This is a genomic window from Variovorax sp. V93 (assembly GCF_041154485.1).
In the GTDB taxonomy this organism is placed as follows: domain Bacteria; phylum Pseudomonadota; class Gammaproteobacteria; order Burkholderiales; family Burkholderiaceae_C; genus Variovorax; species Variovorax beijingensis_A.
Genome location: NZ_AP028669.1, coordinates 2,574,250 through 2,594,103, shown reverse-complemented (window position 1 = coordinate 2,594,103; position 19,854 = coordinate 2,574,250). Strand labels below are relative to the sequence as shown.

Here is a 19,854-nt window from a genome sequence, read left to right as displayed (position 1 = left end):
CCTAGAATGATCCGGCCCTTCACTCCTCCACCCTTTCGAGGCAGCAGCAACTCATGAGCTCCATCAATTTCATCGGCGGCGAAAAAGGCGGTGTCGGCAAGTCGGTCACGGCGCGCGTGCTGGCGCAGTACTTCATCGACCACAGCAAGCCTTTCACGGGCTTCGACACCGACCGCTCGCACAGCTCGTTCACGCGCTTCTACGAAGGCTTTGCCTCGCCCATCGTGGTCGACAGCTTCGAGGGCCTGGACACCGTGGTGAACGGCTTCGAGACGAATCCGCAGCAAAGCGTCATCGTCGACCTCGCGGCCCAGACGCTCGCGCCGCTGTCGCGCTGGATCAAGGAATCGGACCTGTTCGACGTGTTCGACGAACTGGGCGTGGCCGTGAACTTCTGGCACGTGCTGGACGACGGCAAGGACTCCACCGACCTGCTCGGCACGCTGATCGACACCTTCGGCAACCGGCCCAACTACATCGTGGTGCAGAACTACGGCCGCGGCAGCGACTTCGGCATGCTGCTGGCGTCGCAGTCGCTTTCCAAGGCCACCGCGAACGGCGCCCGCGTGATCACGCTGCCGCGCCTGCATGAGGCGAGCATGCGCAAGATCGATGCGCAGAACACCAGTTTCTGGAAGGCCGTGAACGACCGCGAAGGGCCGCATGCGCTCGGCCTGCTGGAGCGCCAGCGCGTGAAGTCCTGGCTGGCGACCGCCTACGCAGCCTTCGACACCCTGCCGCTCTAGCTAGCGCGCCGCGGGCCGGCGAAAAAGCAGCACGAGCAGCAGCACCGCCAGCACCACGAAGGCGATGAACGACCAGTTCGCGAGCGTCAGGCCGAACAGCGACCAGTCGACCTTCGAGCAATCGCCGCCGCCGCGGAAGATCATCGGCAGCGCCCGCTTGAGCGGAAAGGTCTCGATCATTCCGTAGAGGTCGCGCCCGCAGGTCACGACCTCGGGCGGGTTCCACTGGAGCCAGCTTTGCGCCGCCGCGGTGTAGGCGCCGCCCGCGGCCGCCACCAGCGCCAGCACGCCGCCCGTTGCCTGCAGGCCGCGGCTCCTGAACACGCCGGCCAGCCCGGTGAAAAGCGCCACCAGCACCAGCGCATAGCGCTGCACGATGCACATGGGGCAAGGCTCGAGGCCGACCACGTGCTGCAGGTAGAGCCCGAAGGCCAGCATCAGGACGCAGGCCAGGCAGATCAGCCCATACGCGCGGCGCGGCGCGCCGAAGTACCAATCGATCAAGGGGACACCCAATCTTCTTCTACGAACACCCGGGCCTTGCGTGGCGTGGCGACAACCGTGTCGCCCTCGTGCAGGCCCAGTTCACGGAACTGTTGCGCAGGGAGTTGCGCCTCGATGATGGTTCCGGAGCCCGGATTATCTGGATTCGTTTCGGTGGGCTCAAGTTCCAGCCGCGCGATCGGGCCGACCACGATGGCGCGCGACAGGGTGGCCACGATGCCGGTGGCGCCGGCGGTGTAGCGCTCCACCGTGAGATCGTGCGGGCGCACGTAGGCCATGGCCTTGGCGTCGCGCGCGCCGCTGTGTTCGGGCGAGTCCAGGCGCATGCCGTCCAGCTGCACCGCGCCATTGTCGGCCCGGCCATGGAACAGGTTCACATCGCCCAGGAAGCCGTAGACGAAGGGGCTCGCGGGCTGGTCCCACACCTCTTGCGGCGAGCCGACCTGCTCGATGCGGCCCTTGTTGATGACCACCACGCGGTCGGCCACTTCGAGCGCCTCTTCCTGGTCGTGCGTGACGAAGATCGAGGTAACGTGCAGCTCGTCGTGCAGCCGGCGCAGCCAGCGCCGCAGCTCCTTGCGCACCTTGGCGTCGAGCGCGCCGAAGGGTTCGTCGAGCAGCAGCACCTTGGGTTCCACCGCCAATGCGCGCGCCAATGCGATGCGCTGGCGCTGGCCGCCCGAGAGCTGCGACGGGTAGCGGTCGGCCAGCCAGTCGAGCTGCACCAGCTTGAGCAGGTCGGTCACCTTCTGCTTGATCTGCGCGTCGCTCGGGCGCTCCTTGCGCGGCTTCACGCGCAGGCCGAACGCGACGTTCTCGAACACCGTCATGTGGCGGAACAGCGCGTAGTGCTGGAACACGAAGCCCACCTGCCGCTCGCGCACGTGCACGTCGGTGGTGTCCTCGCCCGAAAAGAGAATGCTGCCGGTGTCGGCCGTCTCCAGCCCCGCGATGATGCGCAGCAGCGTGGTCTTGCCGCAGCCCGAGGGGCCGAGCAGCGCGACGAGTTCGCCCGACTCGACGTCGAGGTTCACGTTGTTCAGCGCCCGGAAGTCGCCGAACTGCTTGCTGATGTTGCGGATTTCGATGCTCATGGTCTTGTTCTTTCTCTCTCAGGCCGTCGAGGGCTCGGGTGGCCGCTCTGGCGGCAGCTCGGCAATGGCCTTCATTTCGCGTTCGTGGCGCCATTCGATGACCGACTTGATCACCAGCGTGACCAGCGCCAGGATGGCGAGCAGCGAGGCCACGGCAAAGGCCGCCACCGACTGGTATTCGTTGTAGAGCACCTCCACATGCAGCGGCATGGTGTTGGTCTGGCCGCGGATGTGGCCCGACACCACCGACACCGCGCCGAACTCGCCCATGGCGCGCGCGTTGCAGAGGATCACGCCGTACAGCAGGCCCCACTTGATGTTGGGCAGGGTCACGCGCCAGAAGGTCTGCCAGCCGGTCGCGCCAAGCACGATGGCGGCCTGCTCCTCGTCGGTGCCCTGCGCCTGCATCAGCGGCACGAGTTCGCGCGCGATGAACGGGAAGGTCACGAACACCGTCGCCAGCACGATGCCCGGCACCGCGAAGATGATCTTGATGTCGTGCTCCGCGAGCCACGGGCCGAGCCAGCCCTGCGCGCCGAACACCAGCACGTAGATCAGCCCCGCCACCACCGGCGACACCGCGAACGGCAGGTCCACCAGCGTGGTCAGGAAGGCCTTGCCGCGGAACTCGAACTTGGCGATGGCCCAGGCTGCGGCCACGCCGAACACCAGGTTCATCGGCACCGCGATGGCGGCCGTGATCAGGGTGAGGCGAATCGCGCTCCAGGCGTCGGGCTCCTTCAGTGCTTCGAGATAGGCATCGAGGCCCTTGCGCAGCGCTTCCGTCGCCACGGCGGCCAGCGGCAGCACGAGGAACAGGAACATGAACGCGAGCGCAATGCCGATCAGCGTCCAGCGCACCCAGGCCGATTCGGTGGTGCCGGCCTGTGCGCGGCGAATGATCTTGGAAGGCGCACTCATAGCGAACTCTCGATGAGGCTGCGCGAAGGAACACCGCAGAACCGGCTTTGCCGGGCTGCTGGTGTTGCCCCCGGCGAGGGGGTTGGCGAAGCGACACGAAGTGCGCGAAGACTGGGGGAGTGCAACATTCCTAGGCTCCTGCGCGGCGACGCTGCCAGGCCTGCAGGCCGTTGATGACCAGCAGCAGGACGAATGAAAGGACCAGCATCACCAGCGCGACCGCGGTGGCGCCCGCATAGTCGTACTGCTCCAGCTTGCCGATGATGATGAGCGGCGTGATCTCCGAAATCATCGGCATGTTGCCGGCGATGAAGATCACCGAGCCGTACTCGCCGATGGCGCGTGCAAAGGCCATGGCAAAGCCCGTGAGCAGCGCCGGCGCGATCGACGGGAAGATCACCTTCGTGAAGGTCTGCAGCCGCGTCGCGCCCAGCGAGGTGGCGGCTTCCTCGAGTTCCTTCTCGGCGTCTTCCAGCACCGGCTGCACCGTGCGCACCACGAAGGGCAGGCCGATGAAGATCAGCGCAATCACGATGCCCGCCGGCGTGAACGCCAGCTTGATGCCGTGCGGCTCGAGCAATTGCCCGATCCAGCCGTTGCCCGCGAGCAGCGCCGTGAGCGAGATGCCGGCCACCGCCGTGGGCAGCGCGAACGGCAGGTCGACCAGCGCATCGACGATGCGCTTGCCCGGGAACTTGTAGCGCACCAGCACCCAGGCCACGAGCAGGCCGAACACCGCGTTGACCACGGCCGCGATCAGCGAGGCGCCGAAGGTGAGCCGGTACGAGGCCATCACGCGCGGCGCGGTCACGGCCACCCAGAACTGTTCCCAGCTCAGCGTGAAGGTCTTGAAGACCAGCGCCGAGAGCGGGATCAGCACGATCAGGCTCAGGTAGAGAATGGAGAAGCCGAGCGTGATGTGGAAACCGGGCAGCACCCGCTTGGAGCCCCCTGCCCGGTTCACATGCGAAAGCGGCGCTCCCGCGGACGGGAGCGCCGAAGAAACAGCGCCGCTCATTTACTTCGCGCCAGGGGTGTAGAGCTTGTCGAACTGGCCACCGTCGTTGAAGTGCACCTTCTGGGCGTCGCCGAGGCTGCCGAACAGTTCCTGCACCGTGAACAGCTGCAGCGGCTTGAAGGTGGCGGCGTACTTCTTGAGCACGGCCTGCGAGCGCGGGCGCAGCGCGTGCTTGGCGGCAATTTCCTGCGCCTCTTCGGAATAGAGCCAGTCGAGGTAGGCCTTGGCGAGTTCGCCGGTGCCCTTCTTCTTGGTGGTGCGCTCGACCACGGCCACCGGGTTCTCGGCCACGATGCTGATCGACGGATAGACCGAATCGACCTTGCCGGAGCCGAACTCGCGGTCGATCGACACCACTTCGGATTCGAAGGTGATCAGCGCATCGCCGATGTTGCGCTGCAGGAAGGCGGTGGTCGCGTCGCGGCCGCCGCGCGCCAGCACCGGCACGTTCTTGAACAGCTTGCCGACGAACTCGGCCGCCTGGGCGTCGGTGCCGCCCTTCTTCTTGACGTAGCCCCAGGCCGCCAGGTAGGCGTAGCGCCCGTTGCCGCCGGTCTTGGGGTTGACGATCACGACCTGCACGCCGGGCTTGACCAGGTCTTCCCAGTCCTTGATGCCCTTGGGGTTGCCGTTGCGCACCAGGAACAGCATGGTCGAGGTGGTGGGCGATGCGTTCTCGGGAAACTTCTTGTTCCAGTCCTTCGCGACCACGCCGGCGTTGGCCAGGAAGTCGATGTCGGTGGAGGTGTTCATGGTCACCACGTCGGCATCGAGACCGTCGGCCACCGCGCGCGCCTGGGCGCTCGAGCCGCCATGCGACTGGTCGATCTTCACGTCCTTGCCGGTGGTCTTCTTGTAGTTGGCCACGAACGCCGCGTTGTAGTCCTTGTAGAACTCGCGCGCCACGTCGTACGAGGCGTTCAGCAGCGTGCTGCCCTGCGCGAAGGCGCTGCCGCCGGCGAGTGCGGAAGACGCCAGCGCGAGCACGGCGGCGAAGGTCTTGAATCTGGAAGTCATGTGGTTGCCAAGTTTTCTGAAAATTCACGGCCTGCCGGCCAGGCGGCGGGCTCGTCGGTCAGCGACTGGAGCAAGGCGAGGCCGAGCGGCCAGTCCCCATGCCCCGAATCGATGTTGATATGGCCCGCATTCTGCATGCGGACAAACTCACTGCCCCAGGCGCGGGAATAGGCGCCGGCCAGGCGGATCGGGCAATACGGGTCGTTGCTGCTCGCCACCACGATGCTGCGGTACGGCAGCGCCGCATAGGGCACGGGCGCGAAGTCCGACAGCACGGCCCGGCGCTCCGGATCGGCCGGTGCCACCAGCAGCGCCCCGCGGATGCGCGCCGCCGCCTCGGCCGGCAGGTGCGCCGTGGCAATGCAGCCCAGGCTGTGTGCGGCAATCACCACCGGCCCGGGGCTTTCGAGCACCAGCCTGGCGAGCGTGGCCACCCAGGCCTCGCGCTTGGGCGAAGCCCAGTCGTCCTGCACCACGCGCGCCGCACCCGGAATGCGCTCTTCCCACAGGCTCTGCCAATGGCCGGGCCCGGAGTCGCGCCAGCCGGGCACGATGATCACGGAAGTCTGCATGAAGGCGCTGCCCTGCCCGCTTACTTGTTGGGCTGCGGCGTGATGCGCAGGTAGGGCTTCACGGCCTTGAAGCCCTTGGGGAAGCGCTCGGCCAGTTCGGCCGGGTCCTGGATGCTCGGGATGATGACCACGTCGTCGCCATCCTTCCAGTTCACGGGCGTGGCCACCTTGTGGCTGTCGGTGAGCTGCAGCGAGTCGATCACGCGCAGGATCTCGTCGAAGTTGCGGCCGGTGGATGCCGGGTAGGTGATGGTCGCGCGGATCGCCTTCTTCGGATCGATGATGAACACGCTGCGCACCGTGGCCGTGGCCGATGCGTTCGGGTGGATCAGGTCGTACAGGTCGGCCACCTTGCGGTCATGGTCCGCGATGATCGGGAAGTTGACGGTGGTGTTCTGCGTCTCGTTGATGTCGCCGATCCACTCCTTGTGCCTGGTGGCCGGGTCGACGCTCAGCGCGATCGGCTTCACGCCGCGCTTGGCGAATTCGCCCGACAGCGCCGCGGTCTTGCCGAGCTCGGTGGTGCACACGGGCGTGAAATCGGCCGGGTGCGAGAAGAACACCACCCACGAATCGCCGGCCCACTGGTAGAAGTCGAGGGGGCCTTCGCTGGAGTCCTGGGTGAAATTGGGGGCTGTGTCGCCGAGTCGCAGGGTCGCCATGGTCGCTCCTTGGATGGATGGGAGCCTGGGATTGTGCGAAGCACAGCTTCAATGCCAAACGAATATCTACTTGTTTGGTTATGGCGTTTTTCGCATAAGCAGCTCCGATCCGGCTAATACATGCCCGATTGGCTCCCGCTCATGTGCTCGGTCAGGAAATCGATCAGCTGGCGAACCGCCGGCACCAGGGCCCGCCGCGGCGGGAAAACCATGTGCGCGATCACCGGCGCAGGCCCCCAGCCAGGCAGCACCTGCGCGAGCCGGCCCGCCTCCACGTCGGCGCGGCACATGTAGCCGGGCAGCAGTGCCGCGCCCACGCCTTCGAGCGCGACCAGCTGCAGCGTCGCCAGGTCGTCCGCCACGCAGCGCGGCGTGTGGACGTGCACGTGAATCTCGCCGTTCGGGCCCTCGAGCCGCCATTCGCTGCGCCCCTCGCCGTTGGCCGACATGGCCGTCGTCGGCAGCCGCGCCAGGTCGGCCGGCGTGCGGACCGGGCCCAGGCGCTGCAGCAGGTCTGGCCGGGCCACCAGCACGGCGCGGCTGGTGCCCAGCACCTTGGCCACGAGCGTGGTGCTGTCTTCGATGGCGGGGCGCACGCGCAGCGCGATGTCGATGCCCTCCTCGATCAGGTCCACGGGCCGGTTCATGACGCGCAGGTCGACGCGCACCGCCGGGTAGCGCTCCATGAAGCGCGGCAGCAGCTGCGCGAGCCCGCTGTGGGCGATGGTGATCGGGCAGCTCAGGCGGACCGTGCCGCAGGGCTCGGTGTGCACCTGCGCCACCGCCTCGGTCGCGGCCTGCGCCGCGTCCCGCACGGCGGCCGAATGCCGCAGGAAGATCTCGCCCGCAGGCGTGAGCGACAGGCGCCGCGTGCTGCGCTGCATCAGCTGCACGCCGAGCCGATCCTCCAGTTCCGCCACACGGCGCGACAGGCGCGACTTGGGAATGCCGAGCGCGCGGCTGGCCGCGGCAAAGCCGCCGCGCTCTGCCACCTCGGCGAAGAAAACCATGTCGTTGAGGTCTTGCATGCGGCGATTGTCCCGCATACAGGACGATTTAGTCAAAATTTGGCTACTTATCACCCACTCGCATCAAAAATAGAATTACGCCATCGCCGGCCACCTTTGAGCGCCGACCTCCACACGAAAGTGATCGACCATGAAGCTGCTCCATATCGACTCCAGCATCCTGAGTGCCAATTCGACCTCCCGCCTCCTCACGGCCGAGATCGTGGCGGCCTGGAAAGCCGCGCATCCCGACACCACCGTCGAGTACCTCGACCTCGCCGCCAACGCCCCGTCGCACTTCGGCGCCGATGCCCTGGGCATCAAGACCGGCGTGCAGGCCCAGCCGACCGAAGCCCAACAGCGCGAGAACGCGCTCTCGGAACAGCTCGTGAGCCAGTTCCTGGCTTCGGACGTCATCGTGGTGGGCGCACCGCTGTACAACTTCTCGGTGCCGACCCAGCTCAAGGCCTGGATCGACCGGCTCGCGCAGATCGGCCGCACCTTCAAGTACACCGACAAGGGCCCCGTGGGCCTGGCCGGCGGCAAGACCGTGATCGTGGCGTCCAGCCGCGGCGGCATCTACTCGACCACCGAAGGCGGCCAGGCCGCGGAGCACCAGGAGAGCTACCTGAAGGTGGTGTTCGGCTTCTTCGGCATCACCGACGTGCGCTTCGTGCGTGCCGAAGGCGTGGCCATGGGCGATGCCACCAAGGCCGCCGCACTGGCCGCGGCACGCGTCGACATCCGGGCGGCAACAGCCGAAGCCGCCAACCAGAAGGACGTGGCGCAGGCTGCCTGAGCCTCGGTTCCACCCCAATGAAAATGCCGCCCCCAGGGGCGGCATTTTTCATTGGCGGATCCGGCTGCCTCAGGCGGCCGCGTGGCTCTTGACCCAGGCCACGTACTTGTCCATCCAGCCCTGCAGGAACTTCTTCGTGCCTTCGTTGCCGATGTGGCCCTTGTCATCGAACAGGCCTTCCTTGACCTGAAGGAACGCCTCGGGCTGCCCGAGCGTGGGGACATCGAGGTAGGCCAGCACAGTGCGCAAATGCTGCTGCGCCACCGCGGTACCGATGGCGCCTACCGAAATGCCCAGCACGCCCGCCGGCTTGCCAGCCCAGGCGCTCTGGCCATAGGGACGCGAAGCGTGATCGATCGCGTTCTTCAATACGCCGGGGAACGAACGGTTGTATTCGGGCGTGACGAACAACAAGCCCTGGGCCGCCGCGATCTCGGTCTTGAGCCGCTTCACCGAAGGCGCCTGGTTGCCGTCGTCGTCCTGGTTGTACAGGGGCAGATCGTCGATGCGCAAATGCTCGAACGTGAAGTCAGAGGGCGCGAGGTGCGCCAGCGCAAGGGCCAGCTTCTGGTTGAACGAATCCTTGCGAAGGCTGCCGACGATCACGGCAATTCGGGTCTGGCTCATGGATAAAGCTCCTTTGAAGTGGGGAAAACACGAACGGAAAGGAATGACCGGGGCGATTATGCGAAGCGCCCAAGACCTTTTCCAGAAAAGCTCTTCGGCCCCGCCCCGGCTTTGCGGCATGCGCAGCAGGCTTGCGCAATCGCGGGCATCATCGCCCGAGACCTTTGATCCCAGGAGCAGTTCACGATGCGATTTCTAGTGGTGGGTGCCGGTGCACTCGGTGGTTATTTCGGCGGCCGGCTGCTGGAGGCAGGACGCGACGTCACCTTTCTGCTGCGAGCGCGACGCGCGGCACAGATCGCGAAGACCGGACTGGTGGTTCAAAGCCCGTTCGGCAACCTGCAATTGCCCTCGCCGCCCCACCTGCTGGCCGAGGACATCAAGGCGCCCTTCGACGTGGTCGTGGTCGGCAGCAAGGCCTACGACCTCGACGCGACCATGGCGTCGTTCGCGCCGGCCGTCGGCCCCGGCACGGTCATTCTTCCCCTGCTCAACGGCATGAGCCACATCGACCGCCTGGCCGAGCGCTTCGGCAGCGAACGCGTGCTCGGCGGCCTGTGCATGATCTCCGCCACGCTGGACGACGAAGGCCGCGTGCTGCACCTGAACGACATGCACGGCCTTGCCTTCGGCGAGCGCGCGGGCGGACGCTCGGCGCGGGTCGATGCCATTGCCACCCAGTTCGCGGGCGCGAAGTTCGATGCCACGCCGAGCGAGAACATCTCGCAGGACATGTGGGAGAAGTGGGTCTTCATCGCCTCGGCGGCCGGGCTCACGAGCCTGATGCGCGCGTCCATCGGCGACATCGCGAGCGCGGGCGGACAGGACGTGGCGCTCGCGATCTTCGACGAATGCTGCGCCATTGCCGCGCACAACGGCTTCGCGCCGCGCCCGGCCGCCGTCGAGCGCGGCCGCGCCATGATGACGGCGCCGGGCTCCCCGATGACCGCCTCCATGTACAAGGACATTGTGCGCGGCGCACCGATCGAGGCCGACCACATCGTCGGCGACCTGCTCGGCCGCGCGCCTGCCGCCTCTTCTTCCTCGGTGCCTTCGGTGCTGCGCACGGCCTACGTCCACCTGAAGGCCTACGAGGCGCGGCGCGCGCGCGAAGCGGCCTGAGCCTTTCGTCTCGATGAACGACGCCATCGCTTTCCTCCACACGGCGCAGATCCATGTGCCGACCTTCGAGCGCCTGGCCCGCGAGATCGCGCCCGAACTGGAGGTGCGCCACCTGGTGATGGAGGAACTGCTGCACGAAGCCCGCACCCTAGGCATCGACAACCCGATGCTGGCCGCGCGCGTGCACGAGGCCATGCGCGAGGCGGCATCCGAGGGCGCCGCCGTGGTGGCATGCACCTGCTCGACCATCGGCGGAGTTGCGGAAAAAACCCCGACAGGCGGCGCCTTCGCAGCCCAGCGCATCGACCGCGCGATGGCCGACCGCGCCGTGCGCGCCGGCCCGCGCGTGCTGATTGCAGCGGCGCTCGAAAGCACACTGGAGCCGACCACCGCGCTGCTTCTTTCGGCCGCTGCGCAGGCCGGCGTCGGCGTCCGGCCGAGCACGCTCCTGGTCGCCGGGGCCTGGCCGCACTTCGAGGCCGGCGATACAGCCCGCTACATCGGGATGCTCGCCAGTGCGATCCGAAGCGCCGCCACCGGCGCCGACGTGGTGGTGCTGGCGCAGGCCTCGATGGCCCCCGTTGCGGATGAGCTCGCAGACCTCGGCATCGAGGTGCTCGGCAGCCCCGGCCCGGGCGTGGCGCATGCCGTGGCCACGCTGCGCGCCTCGCGCTCGGCGTGGGCGACCTGAGTCGCTACTCCGACTTGAGGATCGTCTCGCCCTTCAGTGCGCCCATGTCGCGGATGTTGAAGCGGTGCCGCTTCCAGCCGGCCCAGGTGCGGCGCAGGTGGGTGATCGAGATGAAGTAGTAGAGAAACTTGAACATGCCGAGCGCGCGCCACATCGGCGTGCCGCGGTAGATGTCGCCGGCCAGCAGCGACATCAGCCCCTCCTTCACGCGGAACGGATTGCCCGGGTGCATGAACATGTCGCGGATGGTCGGGTTGGTCACGCGGTAGATGAACCACGAATACTCGCGTGGTCCCTTGCGCATCATGGCTTCGAAGCTTTTTCGCACCGGCTCCAGCTCGGCCGGCCGGTCGAGCGCAGTGGCCACCAGCTCGGCGCCGTCGAAGGCGCTGTGCATCGCGAGGTACACGCCCGACGAGAACATCGGGTCGATGAAGGTGAAGGCATCGCCCAGCATCAGGTAGCGGTCGCCCGTGGCGTGCGTGCTCGAGTACGAGAAGTTGCCGGTGGCGTGCACCGCGTCATCGACCAGCGTCGCGTGCTTCAGCCGGTCCACCAGCACCGGGCACAACGCGATGGTGTCGTAGAAGAACTCCTTCAGCGGCTTGTCGCGCGTCTTCAGGTAGTACGGCCAGCAGACCGCGCCCACGCTGGTGGTTCCGTCCGCCAGCGGAATGAACCAGAACCAGCCGTGCGGGAACCAGCAGATGCTGATGTTGCCTTCCTTCTTGCCCTCGAGCCGCTCGGCGTTGGTGAAGTGGCCGAACAGCGCCGTGCTGTTGTGGTCGGGGTTCTTTTCCTTGCAGCGGAATTTGTTGGCCAGCAACGTGTCGCGTCCCGTGGCATCGACCACGAAGCGGGCGCGCCAGCTGCGCCTGGCACCGTCGTCCATCTCGGCCTGCACCGTGGCGCCATCGGCGTCGAAGGCCACGTCGCGCACCTGGCAGCCTTCGAGCGTCTGCGCGCCGCGCGTGGCGGCATTGCGGAACAGCAGTTCGTCGAGTTCCGAGCGGCGCACCTGCCAGGCGGAGTCGAGCGACTTGTCCATGCCTTCGGCAAATTCCACATAGCTGCGGTGCTCGTGCTCGGGCGAGACGAATTCGATGCCGAACTTGGGCATGCCGATTTTGTCGACCTGGTCGCGCACGCCGAGCCTGTCGAACAGCTCGACGTTCCCGGGCAGCAGCGATTCGCCGATGTGAAAGCGCGGGTGATGCGCCTTCTCGAGCAGCACCACCTTGCGGCCCTGCTGCGCGAGCAGCGCGGAGATCGTGGAGCCCGCGGGGCCGCCGCCGATCACGAGCACGTCGCAGGACGCGTCGGCCGCCGGGGGCGCGGAAGAAATGGAGGAAGTGGCTTGAGGCAATGACATGCGAAGGCAAGCTACATAGTTGACAACGGCCAAGCATAGCGCGGCCGAAGCCGCCCGCTCCTCGGTGCCGTTCCTATGGCGCGTTCGCCTTCGGCGCGTTCTGCAGGCTCGCCTGCGTCACGCTCGCGCCCGCGGGCACGTCGTCGGTGATCCACACGTTGCCGCCGATGACCGCGCCCTTGCCCAGCGTCACGCGCCCGAGGATGGTGGCGCCGGCATAGATCACCACGTCGTCTTCCACCACCGGATGGCGCGGCAGGCCCTTCTGCAGGTTGCCCTCGGCATCGGTCGGAAAGCGCTTGGCGCCGAGTGTGACGGCCTGGTACAGGCGCACGCGCTTGCCGATGATCGCCGTCTCGCCGATCACCACGCCCGTGCCGTGGTCCATGAAGAAGCCCGCATCGATCTGCGCACCGGGGTGGATGTCGATGCCGGTCTGCGCATGCGCGAGCTCGGCCACGATGCGCGCCAGGAGCGGCAATTCAAGCTTGTAGAGCTCGTGCGCCAGCCGATGGTGGATCATCGCGAGCACGCCGGGATAGCACAGCAGCACCTCGTCCACGCTGCGCGCCGCCGGGTCGCCCTGGTAGGCGGCGAGCACGTCGGTGTCGAGCAGGCGGCGCAGGCCCGGCAGCGCGTTCGCGAACTGGCGGATGGCCTCGGTGGCGAGGCCTTCGACTTCGCTCGCGGGGCGCGGCTCGTGGCGGGCGTTGTAGTTGAGTTCCAGCCGCGCCTGCACCAGCAGCGCCTGCAGGGCGGTGTTCAGCGTGTGGCCGACGTAGAAATCCTCGCTCTCGTGGCGCAGGTCGGGCGGGCCGAGCCGCATCGGAAACAGCGCGCCCTTGAGCGATTCGATGACCTGCGCCAGCGCATCGCGCGACGGAAACTCGCGCGTGCCGGGCTCGCGCGAGCGGCGCTGCGAATCGCGCCATTCATCGCGCGCGGCGTGCAGCGCGCGGACGATGTCGCCTACTTCGAAATTGGCCATGGCTTCTCTCCGGGCGTTGTGCAGATCACACTGTAGAAGCCCATGGCCGATGTGCCAAGAACTGAAAACCCGGCGCCACGGTGGCACCTGGGTTGTTCGCAAGCCCCGGGATCGTCAAAGCTTCGCGATCGAAACCTCGGTCGACTTCACGAGCGCGACCACGTCGGAGCCCACCTTGAGCTGCAGTTCGTCGACCGAGCGCGTGGTGATGACCGAGGTCACGATGCCCCAGGCGGTTTCGACGTCGACTTCGGAGACGACGTCGCCGCGGATGATCTCGCGGACCTTGCCCTTGAACTGGTTGCGGACGTTGATGGCTTGGATGGACATGGTGTTTCTTTCTCTTTGGGGTTGAAGGAAGGGTTCGGGCAGGAGAAACAAGGGCAAGGCGGTCACCCGGCGGCAGCCAGCGCCTGGTCGAGGTCGGCAACGAGGTCGTCGATGTGCTCGATGCCGACCGACAGGCGCACGGTGTCTTCCGTGACGCCGGCCCGCGCCAGCTCTTCTGGCGAGAGTTGCCGGTGCGTGGTGGAGGCCGGGTGCGTAGCGAGCGAGCGCACGTCGCCGATGTTCACGAGCCGCGTGAAGAGCTTGAGCGCATCGAGGAACTTCGCCCCGCCCTCGCGGCCGGCGCCGATGCCGAAGGTCAGCACGCCGCTGGAGCGGCCGCCGAAGTACTTCTTCGCCAATGCATGGTCGGGATGGTCTTCGAGCGCCGCGTAGTTGACCCAGTTGACGGCCTTGTGCGTCTTCAGGTGCTGGGCCACCGAAAGCGTATTGCTGCTGATGCGGTCCATGCGCAGCGCCAGCGTCTCGATGCCCTGCAGGATCAGGAAGGCGTTGAACGGCGAGATCGCCGCGCCGGTGTTGCGCAGCGGCACCACGCGCGCACGGCCGATGTAGGCGGCCGGGCCCAGCGCCTCGGTGTAGACCACGCCGTGGTAGCTGACGTCGGGCTCGTTCAGGCGCCGGAAGCGCTGCTTGTGCTGGGCCCACGGGAACTTGCCCGAATCGACGATGGCGCCGCCGATGCTGGTGCCGTGGCCGCCCAGGTACTTGGTGAGCGAGTGCACCACGATGTCGGCGCCATGCTCGATGGGCCGGCTCAGGTACGGCGAAGGCACGGTGTTGTCCACGATCAGCGGCACACCGTGGCGGTGCGCGATCTCGGCGATGGCCGCGATGTCGGTCACGTTGCCGGCCGGGTTGCCGAGCGATTCGACGAACACGGCCTTGGTCTTCTCGTCGAACAGCTTCTCGAAGCTCGCTGGATCGCGGTGGTCCGCGAAGCGCGTGGTGATGCCGAACTGCGGCAGCGTGTGCGCGAACAGGTTGTAGGTGCCGCCGTAGAGCGCGGTGCTGCTGACGATGTTGTCACCCGCCTCGGCGATGGTCTGGATCGCATAGGTCACGGCCGCCTGGCCCGAGGCCAGCGCGAGCGCCGCAATGCCGCCTTCGAGCGCCGCCACGCGCTGCTCGAGCACGTCCTGCGTCGGGTTGTTGATGCGGGTGTAGATGTTGCCGGGCACCTTCAGGTCGAACAGGTCGGCGCCGTGCTGGGCGCTGTCGAAGGCATAGGCCACCGTCTGATAGATGGGCGGCGCCACGGCGCGCGTGGTCGGCTCGGGCGAATAGCCGGCGTGCACCGACAGGGTTTCGAATTTCCAGTTCTGCGACATGCGACTGCCTTTTTCGTTGTGATTGGATGAACGATGGATTCAGATCGCCCAGCGCAGCGTGTGCGCGGAGGGCTGCAGCCAGCTGGCGTCCGTGGCGGCGGATTCGGCCTCGCCGGGCTTTTGCAGCACGCGGTCGAGAATGCGTTTCTCGATGGCCGCGAACGCCGGATCGCCCTGCGAGCGCGGCCTGGCGAGCGCAATGTTCTCGTCGAGCGCGATGCGCCCGTCCTCGATCAGGATCACGCGGTCCGCGAGCGCCACGGCCTCCTGCACGTCATGCGTCACCAAGAGCGCGGTGAAGCGGTGGCGCTGCCACAGGTTCTCGATGAGGCGATGCATCTCGATGCGCGTGAGCGCGTCCAGCGCACCCAGCGGCTCGTCGAGCAGCAGCAGCCGCGGGTGATGCACCAGCGCCCGTGCGAGCGCCACGCGCTGGCGCTGGCCGCCCGACAGCCGCGCCGGCCATTCGTTCTCGCGGTCGGCCAGGCCCACCTGCGCGAGCACCTCCTTGCCCCGTGCCTTGGCTTCGTCGGGCAGGCCGAGCGTCACGTTGTCGAGCACCCGGCGCCACGGCAGGAGGCGCGCCTCCTGGAACATGATCCGGGTGTCGTCGTGCAGGCCGTCGATGGCCTTGCCGTCCGTGTAGAGCCCGCCGGCGCTGGCCTTCTCTAGCCCGGCAACCAGCCGCAGCAGCGTGCTCTTGCCGCAGCCGCTGCGCCCGACGATGGCGATGAACTGCCCCGGCTCGATGGCGAGTTGCGTGTTGCGCAGCACCTCGCGCTCGCCATAGCGCTTGTGCAGGCCGCGCGCCTCCAGGCGAACGCCGCCCGAGATGGCCAGCGGCCGTGTGTCTTTCAGAACGGCATTCATGATGATTTGAGGCCCGGTTGGAAGAGCGCCACGTCGAGCGCGTTGATCTTTCTCGGCAGCAGCTTTTCCGCAAAGAAGGCATCGGCGATGCGCTGCTGTTCGGCCAGCGCCTCGGCCACCACCGGGCGCACCGCGTAGCTGCGGCGGGCGTTGGCCTGCTCGATCGTTGCCGCGTCCAGGCCCCAGACGGGCGACAGCAGCGCCGCGGCATCCTTCGGGTTCTGCTTGACCCATCGGCCGGTTTTCTCGAGCTCGGCATAGACCACGCGCAGCACGTCCGGGCGCGCCTTCGAGAACTTGGTGCTGGCGAGGTAGTAGCGCTGGTATGAGGCGATGCCCGTGCCATCGGCCAGCACGCGCACCCTGGCCTGGCGCTGCGCAGCCGCCAGGAACGGATCCCACACGACCCAGGCGTCGATGGCGCCGCGCTCGAAGGCGGCACGGCCGTCGGCCGGTGTCAGGTAGGCAGGATCGATGTCCCTGAAGGACAGGCCGGCCTTCTCCAGCGCCGCGATCAGCAGGTAGTGCGCGCCGGCCGCCTTGGCGAAGCCGACCTTCTTTCCCTTGAGATCGGCCACCGACCTGAGCGGCGAGTCCTCGCGCACGAGAATGGCCTGTGCTGCGGGCGAAGGCGCTTCCTGCGCGACAAAGGTCAGGTCGGCGCCGGCAGCCTGCGCGAACACCGGCACGGTGTCGGCCACGTCGGCACTGATGTCCAGGTTGTCGAGGTTCAGGGCCTCGAGCAGCGGCAGCCCGCTGGTGAACTCGTGCCAGCTCAGCGTGGCGTTGAGCGGGGCAAGCTGCTTCTCGAGCGTGCCCTGCACCTTCAGCAGGGCGATCAGCGTCGAGGACTTCTGGTAGCCGAGCCGCACGGTGACGGGCCGCGCGGCCCCGCCCTGCGCGAACACGGCACCGGAGCCCAGTGCGCCCAACGTGGCGATGGCCGCGCGTCGCGAAATGATGTTCTTCATGTGCCCGGCCCTCACTTCGCCGTCTTTTTCTGATAGCCGGGATGCCAGCGCAGCCACCATTGCTCCAGCCCGCGCGCGAACAGGTCGGCCAGCTTGCCGAGCAGCGCATACAGCAGGATGCCCACCAGCACGATGTCGGTCTGCAGGAATTCGCGGGCGTTCATCGTGAGGTAGCCGATGCCGGCCTGCGCCGAGATGGTTTCGGCCACGATCAGGATCACCCACATCAGCCCCAGCGAAAAGCGCAGGCCCACCAGGATCGACGACAGCGCGCCGGGCAGGATCACCTCGCGGTACAGCTGCCAGCGCGAGAGGCCGTAGGTGCGCCCCATCTCAATCAGCTGCGGATCAACGTTGCGGATGCCGTGGAAGGTGTTGAGGTAGATCGGGAAGAACACCGACACCGAGATCAGGAACAGCTTGGCCGACTCGTCGATGCCGAACCACAGGATCACGAGCGGAATGAGTGCCAGCGCGGGAATGTTGCGCACCATCTGGATGGTCGAATCGAGCAGCGTCTCGAAGAACTTCACCGAGCCCGTCAAGAGGCCCAGCACCAGCCCCGTTCCGCCGCCGATGGCGAGGCCCGCGAGCGCACGGCCCGCACTCACCTTGACGTGCGTCCAGAGCTCGCCCGATACGGCCAGCGCCCAGGCGGCCTTGACCACGTCCACCGGCGCCGGCAGCACCCGCGTGGAGAGCCAGCCCAGCGACGAAGCGATCTGCCAGAAGACGATCAGTCCCACCGGCACCAGCCACGGCACCAGCCGAGCCGCCACGCTGGCGCCGAAGGCCTTGAGCGCGCCGCCGGCGTTTTCTTCCGAAGAAGGCGCGACCGCCGGCAGTTCCTGTACTTGTTCCGTCATGAAATTCCTCAGCTTTGGGAAACGAGGCGCGAAGGCGCATCGAGATTGGCAACCACTTCGCCGAACGGCCCGCTCAGCGATCCGCCCGCAAGCCGTGCCTGTGCCTTGCGCGAGAGCAGCGGGAACACCAGCTCGGCGAAGCGGTAGGCCTCTTCAAGATGCGGGTAGCCCGAGAGAATGAATTTGTCCAGGCCGAGCGCCGCGTATTCCTCGATGCGCGCCGCCACCGTCTGCGGGTCGCCCACCAGCGCGGTGCCCGCGCCGCCGCGCACCAGGCCGACGCCGGCCCAGAGGTTGGGAGAAATCTCGAGCTCGGCGCGCGAGCGCCTCGCGCCGCCTGAATGCAGCGCGGCCATGCGGCGCTGGCCTTCGGAATCCATGCGCGCGAAGGCGGCCTGGGCGCGGATCACGGTCTCGTCGTCGACGCGGCTGATCAGTTCCTCGGCGGCTTTCCATGCGGCGTCGTCGGTCTCGCGCACGATCACGTGCAGCCGGATGCCGAACTCCACCGTGCGGCCCTTGCGCGCGGCGCGGTTGCGCACATCGGCAATCTTCCTGGCCACCTCGGCGGGCGGCTCACCCCAGGTGAGATAGGCATCGACCTGCTCGGCCGCAAGCTCGTGCGCGGCAGCCGACGAGCCGCCGAACCACACCGGCGGATAGGGTTCCTGCACCGGCGGATAGAGCAGCTTCGCGCCCTTCACGCTCAGGTGCCGGCCTTCGTAGTCGAAGGCCTGGCCGCCATGGCTGCGCGCGAGGATCTCGCGCCAGATGCGGATGAACTCGGCCGATTGCTCGTAGCGCGCCGCATGGTCCAGGTACACGCCGTCGCCTTCGAGTTCGGCCTGGTCGCCGCCGGTGACCAGGTTCACCAGCAGGCGGCCGCCCGACAGGCGGTCGAAGGTCGCGGCCATGCGCGCGGCCAGGCTGGGCTGGTGCAGGCCGGGCCGCACCGCCACCAGGAACTTGAGCTTCTTCGTCGCGCCGATCAGGCTCGAAGCAATCACCCACGGGTCTTCGCAGGAGCGGCCGGTGGGAATCAGCACGCCTTCGTAGCCGAGGTTGTCGGCCGCGCCCGCGATCTGCTGCAGGTAGGCCAGGTCGATGGGCCGCGCGCCTTCGCTGGTGCCGAGATAGCGGCTGTCGCCATGGGTGGGGAGAAACCAGAATATCTGCATGTCGTCTTTCGGTGGTGCTGCGTCAAATGGCGAAGAAGACGCCGCGCACGCGGGGCAGCGCGCAGCGCGAGCGCGGCGATGCAGTCCGCAGGCGCCGCGGCTCCGCAATGCCCCAGGCGCGCGTGGTCGTGGCGAGCACGCGGGCGGCGCGATGGCGCAAGGCTTCCTGCATCACGCGATGCCCGCCGCAGCGGCCTCGAGCACGCTGATCCTTCGGGGGATCAGCTTCAGGTCGAAAAAGGTGTCGGCGATCTTCTGCTGCTCGGCGAGCACAGCCTTGCTGATGGGACTGGTGCCATAGGCCGCGCGCGCCACCGTCAGTTCGGCCACCGGCTTCGGCAGGCCCCACAGGGCAGCGAACTCGGCGGCAAGATCGTTCCTGTGGGCGGTGCCCCAGACGTCGACCTTGTTGATCTCCTCGATCGCGATGGCCAGCACGTCGGCATTCTTTGCGGCGTAGCCGAGCGACGAGAAGTAGTAGCCGCGGTTGCCCACCACGCCAGTCGCGTCGGCCAGAACGCGGGCCTCGAGCGATTTTTCGGCGGCGGCAAGGAACGGGTCCCAGATCACCCATGCATCGACCGAGCCCTTTTCGAAGGCTGCGCGCGCATCGGCCGGCGGCAGGAAGACGAGGTTCAGGTCGCTGTAGGCAAGGCCATGCTTCTCGAACAGCTTGACGATGAAGTAGTGGACGTTCGAGCCCTTGTTGAGTGCAACCTTCTTCCCCTTCAGCTCGGCCACGGTCCGGATGGCCGAGCCCCTGGGCACCAGCACCGCTTCCGATTGGGGCCGCGGCAGCGTGGTGGCCACGTAGGCGAGCGGCGCGCCGGCGGCCTGCGCGAAGATCGGCGGCGCCTCGCCCACGTCGCCGAAGTCGATGGAGCCGACGTTCAGTGCCTCGAGCTGCACCGGGCCCGCGGTGAACTCGGTCCACTTCACGGCCACGCCGAGCGGGGCCAGGCGCTTCTCGAGCGTGCCGCGGCCCTTGAGGATGCTCAGCGCGCCCTTCTGGTGGCCGATGCGCAACTGGCGCGCCGGCGCCTGGGCCAGCGCGGCGAAGGAAGGCACTGCGATGGCGGCGGCGGCACCCTGCAGCAGGCGGCGGCGCGGGAGGGAGAGGAAAGTCATGGGCTCGTCCTTTTCGAATGCG

At 67.4% G+C, this 19,854-nt stretch carries 23 protein-coding genes; 4 read left to right on the top strand and 19 right to left on the bottom strand.

Annotated features, from left to right (window positions below):
* Positions 1-53 precede the first annotated feature (53 nt).
* The gene (locus tag ACAM54_RS12325) at positions 54-746 is read left to right on the top strand and encodes a mobilization protein (RefSeq protein WP_012748058.1); all 693 of its coding nucleotides are present in this window, start codon (positions 54-56) and stop codon (positions 744-746) included.
* On the opposite strand, the gene ACAM54_RS12320 is transcribed toward ACAM54_RS12325, so the two are convergent.
* From ACAM54_RS12320 to ACAM54_RS12285, 8 genes are all read right to left on the bottom strand, one after another.
* The gene (locus tag ACAM54_RS12320) at positions 747-1,250 is read right to left on the bottom strand and encodes a disulfide bond formation protein B (RefSeq protein ID WP_278874385.1); all 504 of its coding nucleotides are present in this window, start codon (positions 1,248-1,250) and stop codon (positions 747-749) included.
* Positions 1,247-2,344 carry a sulfate/molybdate ABC transporter ATP-binding protein gene (locus ACAM54_RS12315; RefSeq protein ID WP_145743779.1) on the bottom strand — a complete coding sequence of 366 codons (1,098 nt, stop codon included), beginning with the start codon at positions 2,342-2,344 and terminating at the stop codon, positions 1,247-1,249. Before ACAM54_RS12315 ends, ACAM54_RS12320 begins: the two co-directional genes overlap by 4 nt.
* Positions 2,345-2,362: 18 nt before the next feature.
* Positions 2,363-3,265: a sulfate ABC transporter permease subunit CysW gene (gene cysW / locus ACAM54_RS12310; protein WP_369650856.1), complete on the bottom strand. Its 903-nt coding sequence runs from the start codon at positions 3,263-3,265 to the stop codon at positions 2,363-2,365.
* A 130-nt stretch (positions 3,266-3,395) separates the two neighbouring features.
* The gene (gene cysT, locus ACAM54_RS12305; RefSeq protein ID WP_145743775.1) at positions 3,396-4,283 is read right to left on the bottom strand and encodes a sulfate ABC transporter permease subunit CysT; all 888 of its coding nucleotides are present in this window, start codon (positions 4,281-4,283) and stop codon (positions 3,396-3,398) included.
* Positions 4,284-5,300, bottom strand: a complete 1,017-nt coding sequence (locus ACAM54_RS12300; protein ID WP_192324587.1) for a sulfate ABC transporter substrate-binding protein — start codon at positions 5,298-5,300, stop codon at positions 4,284-4,286.
* The gene (locus ACAM54_RS12295; protein WP_012748064.1) at positions 5,297-5,872 is read right to left on the bottom strand and encodes an alpha/beta hydrolase; all 576 of its coding nucleotides are present in this window, start codon (positions 5,870-5,872) and stop codon (positions 5,297-5,299) included. Before ACAM54_RS12295 ends, ACAM54_RS12300 begins: the two co-directional genes overlap by 4 nt.
* 20 nt (positions 5,873-5,892) lie before the next feature.
* Entirely contained in the window at positions 5,893-6,534 is a 642-nt protein-coding gene (locus ACAM54_RS12290; RefSeq protein ID WP_145743771.1) for a peroxiredoxin, read from the bottom strand.
* 113 nt (positions 6,535-6,647) lie between these two features.
* Positions 6,648-7,562 carry a LysR family transcriptional regulator gene (locus tag ACAM54_RS12285; RefSeq protein ID WP_369650855.1) on the bottom strand — a complete coding sequence of 305 codons (915 nt, stop codon included), beginning with the start codon at positions 7,560-7,562 and terminating at the stop codon, positions 6,648-6,650.
* Positions 7,563-7,692: 130 nt separating this feature from the next.
* Between ACAM54_RS12285 and ACAM54_RS12280 the strand changes: the two genes are divergently transcribed.
* Positions 7,693-8,340, top strand: coding sequence for an FMN-dependent NADH-azoreductase (locus tag ACAM54_RS12280; RefSeq protein WP_124957836.1), 648 nt, complete (start codon positions 7,693-7,695; stop codon positions 8,338-8,340).
* Positions 8,341-8,409: 69 nt separating this feature from the next.
* Here ACAM54_RS12280 and ACAM54_RS12275 read toward each other — a convergent pair whose 3' ends face one another.
* The gene (locus tag ACAM54_RS12275; protein ID WP_209535447.1) at positions 8,410-8,967 is read right to left on the bottom strand and encodes an NADPH-dependent FMN reductase; all 558 of its coding nucleotides are present in this window, start codon (positions 8,965-8,967) and stop codon (positions 8,410-8,412) included.
* A 186-nt stretch (positions 8,968-9,153) separates the two neighbouring features.
* Here ACAM54_RS12275 and panE point away from each other — a divergent pair, with 186 nt between their 5' ends.
* Both panE and ACAM54_RS12265 read left to right on the top strand, forming a co-directional pair.
* Positions 9,154-10,089 (top strand): 2-dehydropantoate 2-reductase, encoded by a 936-nt coding sequence (gene panE, locus ACAM54_RS12270; protein WP_369650854.1) that lies wholly within the window; start codon positions 9,154-9,156, stop codon positions 10,087-10,089.
* 13 nt (positions 10,090-10,102) lie between these two features.
* The gene (locus tag ACAM54_RS12265; protein ID WP_369650853.1) at positions 10,103-10,780 is read left to right on the top strand and encodes an Asp/Glu/hydantoin racemase; all 678 of its coding nucleotides are present in this window, start codon (positions 10,103-10,105) and stop codon (positions 10,778-10,780) included.
* Positions 10,781-10,784: 4 nt separating this feature from the next.
* Here ACAM54_RS12265 and ACAM54_RS12260 read toward each other — a convergent pair whose 3' ends face one another.
* From ACAM54_RS12260 to ACAM54_RS12215, 10 genes are all read right to left on the bottom strand, one after another.
* A complete protein-coding gene (locus ACAM54_RS12260; protein WP_369650852.1) occupies positions 10,785-12,152 on the bottom strand; it encodes a tryptophan 7-halogenase in 1,368 nt (455 codons plus the stop codon).
* Between the two features lie 73 nt (positions 12,153-12,225).
* Positions 12,226-13,140 carry a serine O-acetyltransferase EpsC gene (gene epsC, locus ACAM54_RS12255; RefSeq protein WP_369650851.1) on the bottom strand — a complete coding sequence of 305 codons (915 nt, stop codon included), beginning with the start codon at positions 13,138-13,140 and terminating at the stop codon, positions 12,226-12,228.
* Positions 13,141-13,254: 114 nt separating this feature from the next.
* On the bottom strand, positions 13,255-13,470 hold the full coding sequence (locus ACAM54_RS12250) for a molybdopterin-binding protein (protein WP_007829250.1): 216 nt from the start codon (positions 13,468-13,470) through the stop codon (positions 13,255-13,257).
* Positions 13,471-13,532: 62 nt separating this feature from the next.
* Positions 13,533-14,819, bottom strand: coding sequence for an O-acetylhomoserine aminocarboxypropyltransferase/cysteine synthase family protein (locus ACAM54_RS12245; RefSeq protein ID WP_369650850.1), 1,287 nt, complete (start codon positions 14,817-14,819; stop codon positions 13,533-13,535).
* 39 nt (positions 14,820-14,858) lie between these two features.
* Positions 14,859-15,689, bottom strand: a complete 831-nt coding sequence (locus ACAM54_RS12240; protein WP_369650849.1) for an ATP-binding cassette domain-containing protein — start codon at positions 15,687-15,689, stop codon at positions 14,859-14,861.
* Positions 15,686-16,660: an aliphatic sulfonate ABC transporter substrate-binding protein gene (locus ACAM54_RS12235; RefSeq protein ID WP_369650848.1), complete on the bottom strand. Its 975-nt coding sequence runs from the start codon at positions 16,658-16,660 to the stop codon at positions 15,686-15,688. Before ACAM54_RS12235 ends, ACAM54_RS12240 begins: the two co-directional genes overlap by 4 nt.
* 11 nt (positions 16,661-16,671) lie before the next feature.
* The gene (ssuC, locus tag ACAM54_RS12230) at positions 16,672-17,526 is read right to left on the bottom strand and encodes an aliphatic sulfonate ABC transporter permease SsuC (RefSeq protein WP_369650847.1); all 855 of its coding nucleotides are present in this window, start codon (positions 17,524-17,526) and stop codon (positions 16,672-16,674) included.
* Between the two features lie 8 nt (positions 17,527-17,534).
* A complete protein-coding gene (ssuD, locus tag ACAM54_RS12225) occupies positions 17,535-18,704 on the bottom strand; it encodes an FMNH2-dependent alkanesulfonate monooxygenase (RefSeq protein WP_145743749.1) in 1,170 nt (389 codons plus the stop codon).
* A gap of 22 nt (positions 18,705-18,726) precedes the next feature.
* The gene (locus ACAM54_RS12220; protein ID WP_369650846.1) at positions 18,727-18,876 is read right to left on the bottom strand and encodes a hypothetical protein; all 150 of its coding nucleotides are present in this window, start codon (positions 18,874-18,876) and stop codon (positions 18,727-18,729) included.
* Positions 18,876-19,832 (bottom strand): sulfonate ABC transporter substrate-binding protein, encoded by a 957-nt coding sequence (locus ACAM54_RS12215; RefSeq protein ID WP_145743747.1) that lies wholly within the window; start codon positions 19,830-19,832, stop codon positions 18,876-18,878. The genes ACAM54_RS12220 and ACAM54_RS12215 overlap by 1 nt, the downstream gene beginning before the upstream one ends.
* Positions 19,833-19,854: the final 22 nt, after the last annotated feature.

Bases quoted from the DNA above. Each gene is read 5' to 3' on its own strand.
- ACAM54_RS12325 (WP_012748058.1), top strand. From the start codon at position 54: ATGAGCTCCATCAATTTCATCGGCGGCGAAAAAGGCGGTGTCGGCAAG.
- ACAM54_RS12315 (WP_145743779.1), bottom strand. From the start codon at position 2,344: ATGAGCATCGAAATCCGCAACATCAGCAAGCAGTTCGGCGACTTCCGG.
- cysW (WP_369650856.1), bottom strand. From the start codon at position 3,265: ATGAGTGCGCCTTCCAAGATCATTCGCCGCGCACAGGCCGGCACCACC.
- cysT (WP_145743775.1), bottom strand. From the start codon at position 4,283: ATGAGCGGCGCTGTTTCTTCGGCGCTCCCGTCCGCGGGAGCGCCGCTT.
- ACAM54_RS12300 (WP_192324587.1), bottom strand. From the start codon at position 5,300: ATGACTTCCAGATTCAAGACCTTCGCCGCCGTGCTCGCGCTGGCGTCT.
- ACAM54_RS12295 (WP_012748064.1), bottom strand. From the start codon at position 5,872: ATGCAGACTTCCGTGATCATCGTGCCCGGCTGGCGCGACTCCGGGCCC.
- ACAM54_RS12290 (WP_145743771.1), bottom strand. From the start codon at position 6,534: ATGGCGACCCTGCGACTCGGCGACACAGCCCCCAATTTCACCCAGGAC.
- ACAM54_RS12285 (WP_369650855.1), bottom strand. From the start codon at position 7,562: ATGCAAGACCTCAACGACATGGTTTTCTTCGCCGAGGTGGCAGAGCGC.
- ACAM54_RS12280 (WP_124957836.1), top strand. From the start codon at position 7,693: ATGAAGCTGCTCCATATCGACTCCAGCATCCTGAGTGCCAATTCGACC.
- ACAM54_RS12275 (WP_209535447.1), bottom strand. From the start codon at position 8,967: ATGAGCCAGACCCGAATTGCCGTGATCGTCGGCAGCCTTCGCAAGGAT.
- panE (WP_369650854.1), top strand. From the start codon at position 9,154: ATGCGATTTCTAGTGGTGGGTGCCGGTGCACTCGGTGGTTATTTCGGC.
- ACAM54_RS12265 (WP_369650853.1), top strand. From the start codon at position 10,103: ATGAACGACGCCATCGCTTTCCTCCACACGGCGCAGATCCATGTGCCG.
- ACAM54_RS12260 (WP_369650852.1), bottom strand. From the start codon at position 12,152: ATGTCATTGCCTCAAGCCACTTCCTCCATTTCTTCCGCGCCCCCGGCG.
- epsC (WP_369650851.1), bottom strand. From the start codon at position 13,140: ATGGCCAATTTCGAAGTAGGCGACATCGTCCGCGCGCTGCACGCCGCG.
- ACAM54_RS12250 (WP_007829250.1), bottom strand. From the start codon at position 13,470: ATGTCCATCCAAGCCATCAACGTCCGCAACCAGTTCAAGGGCAAGGTC.
- ACAM54_RS12245 (WP_369650850.1), bottom strand. From the start codon at position 14,819: ATGTCGCAGAACTGGAAATTCGAAACCCTGTCGGTGCACGCCGGCTAT.
- ACAM54_RS12240 (WP_369650849.1), bottom strand. From the start codon at position 15,689: ATGAATGCCGTTCTGAAAGACACACGGCCGCTGGCCATCTCGGGCGGC.
- ACAM54_RS12235 (WP_369650848.1), bottom strand. From the start codon at position 16,660: ATGAAGAACATCATTTCGCGACGCGCGGCCATCGCCACGTTGGGCGCA.
- ssuC (WP_369650847.1), bottom strand. From the start codon at position 17,526: ATGACGGAACAAGTACAGGAACTGCCGGCGGTCGCGCCTTCTTCGGAA.
- ssuD (WP_145743749.1), bottom strand. From the start codon at position 18,704: ATGCAGATATTCTGGTTTCTCCCCACCCATGGCGACAGCCGCTATCTC.
- ACAM54_RS12220 (WP_369650846.1), bottom strand. From the start codon at position 18,876: ATGCAGGAAGCCTTGCGCCATCGCGCCGCCCGCGTGCTCGCCACGACC.
- ACAM54_RS12215 (WP_145743747.1), bottom strand. From the start codon at position 19,832: ATGACTTTCCTCTCCCTCCCGCGCCGCCGCCTGCTGCAGGGTGCCGCC.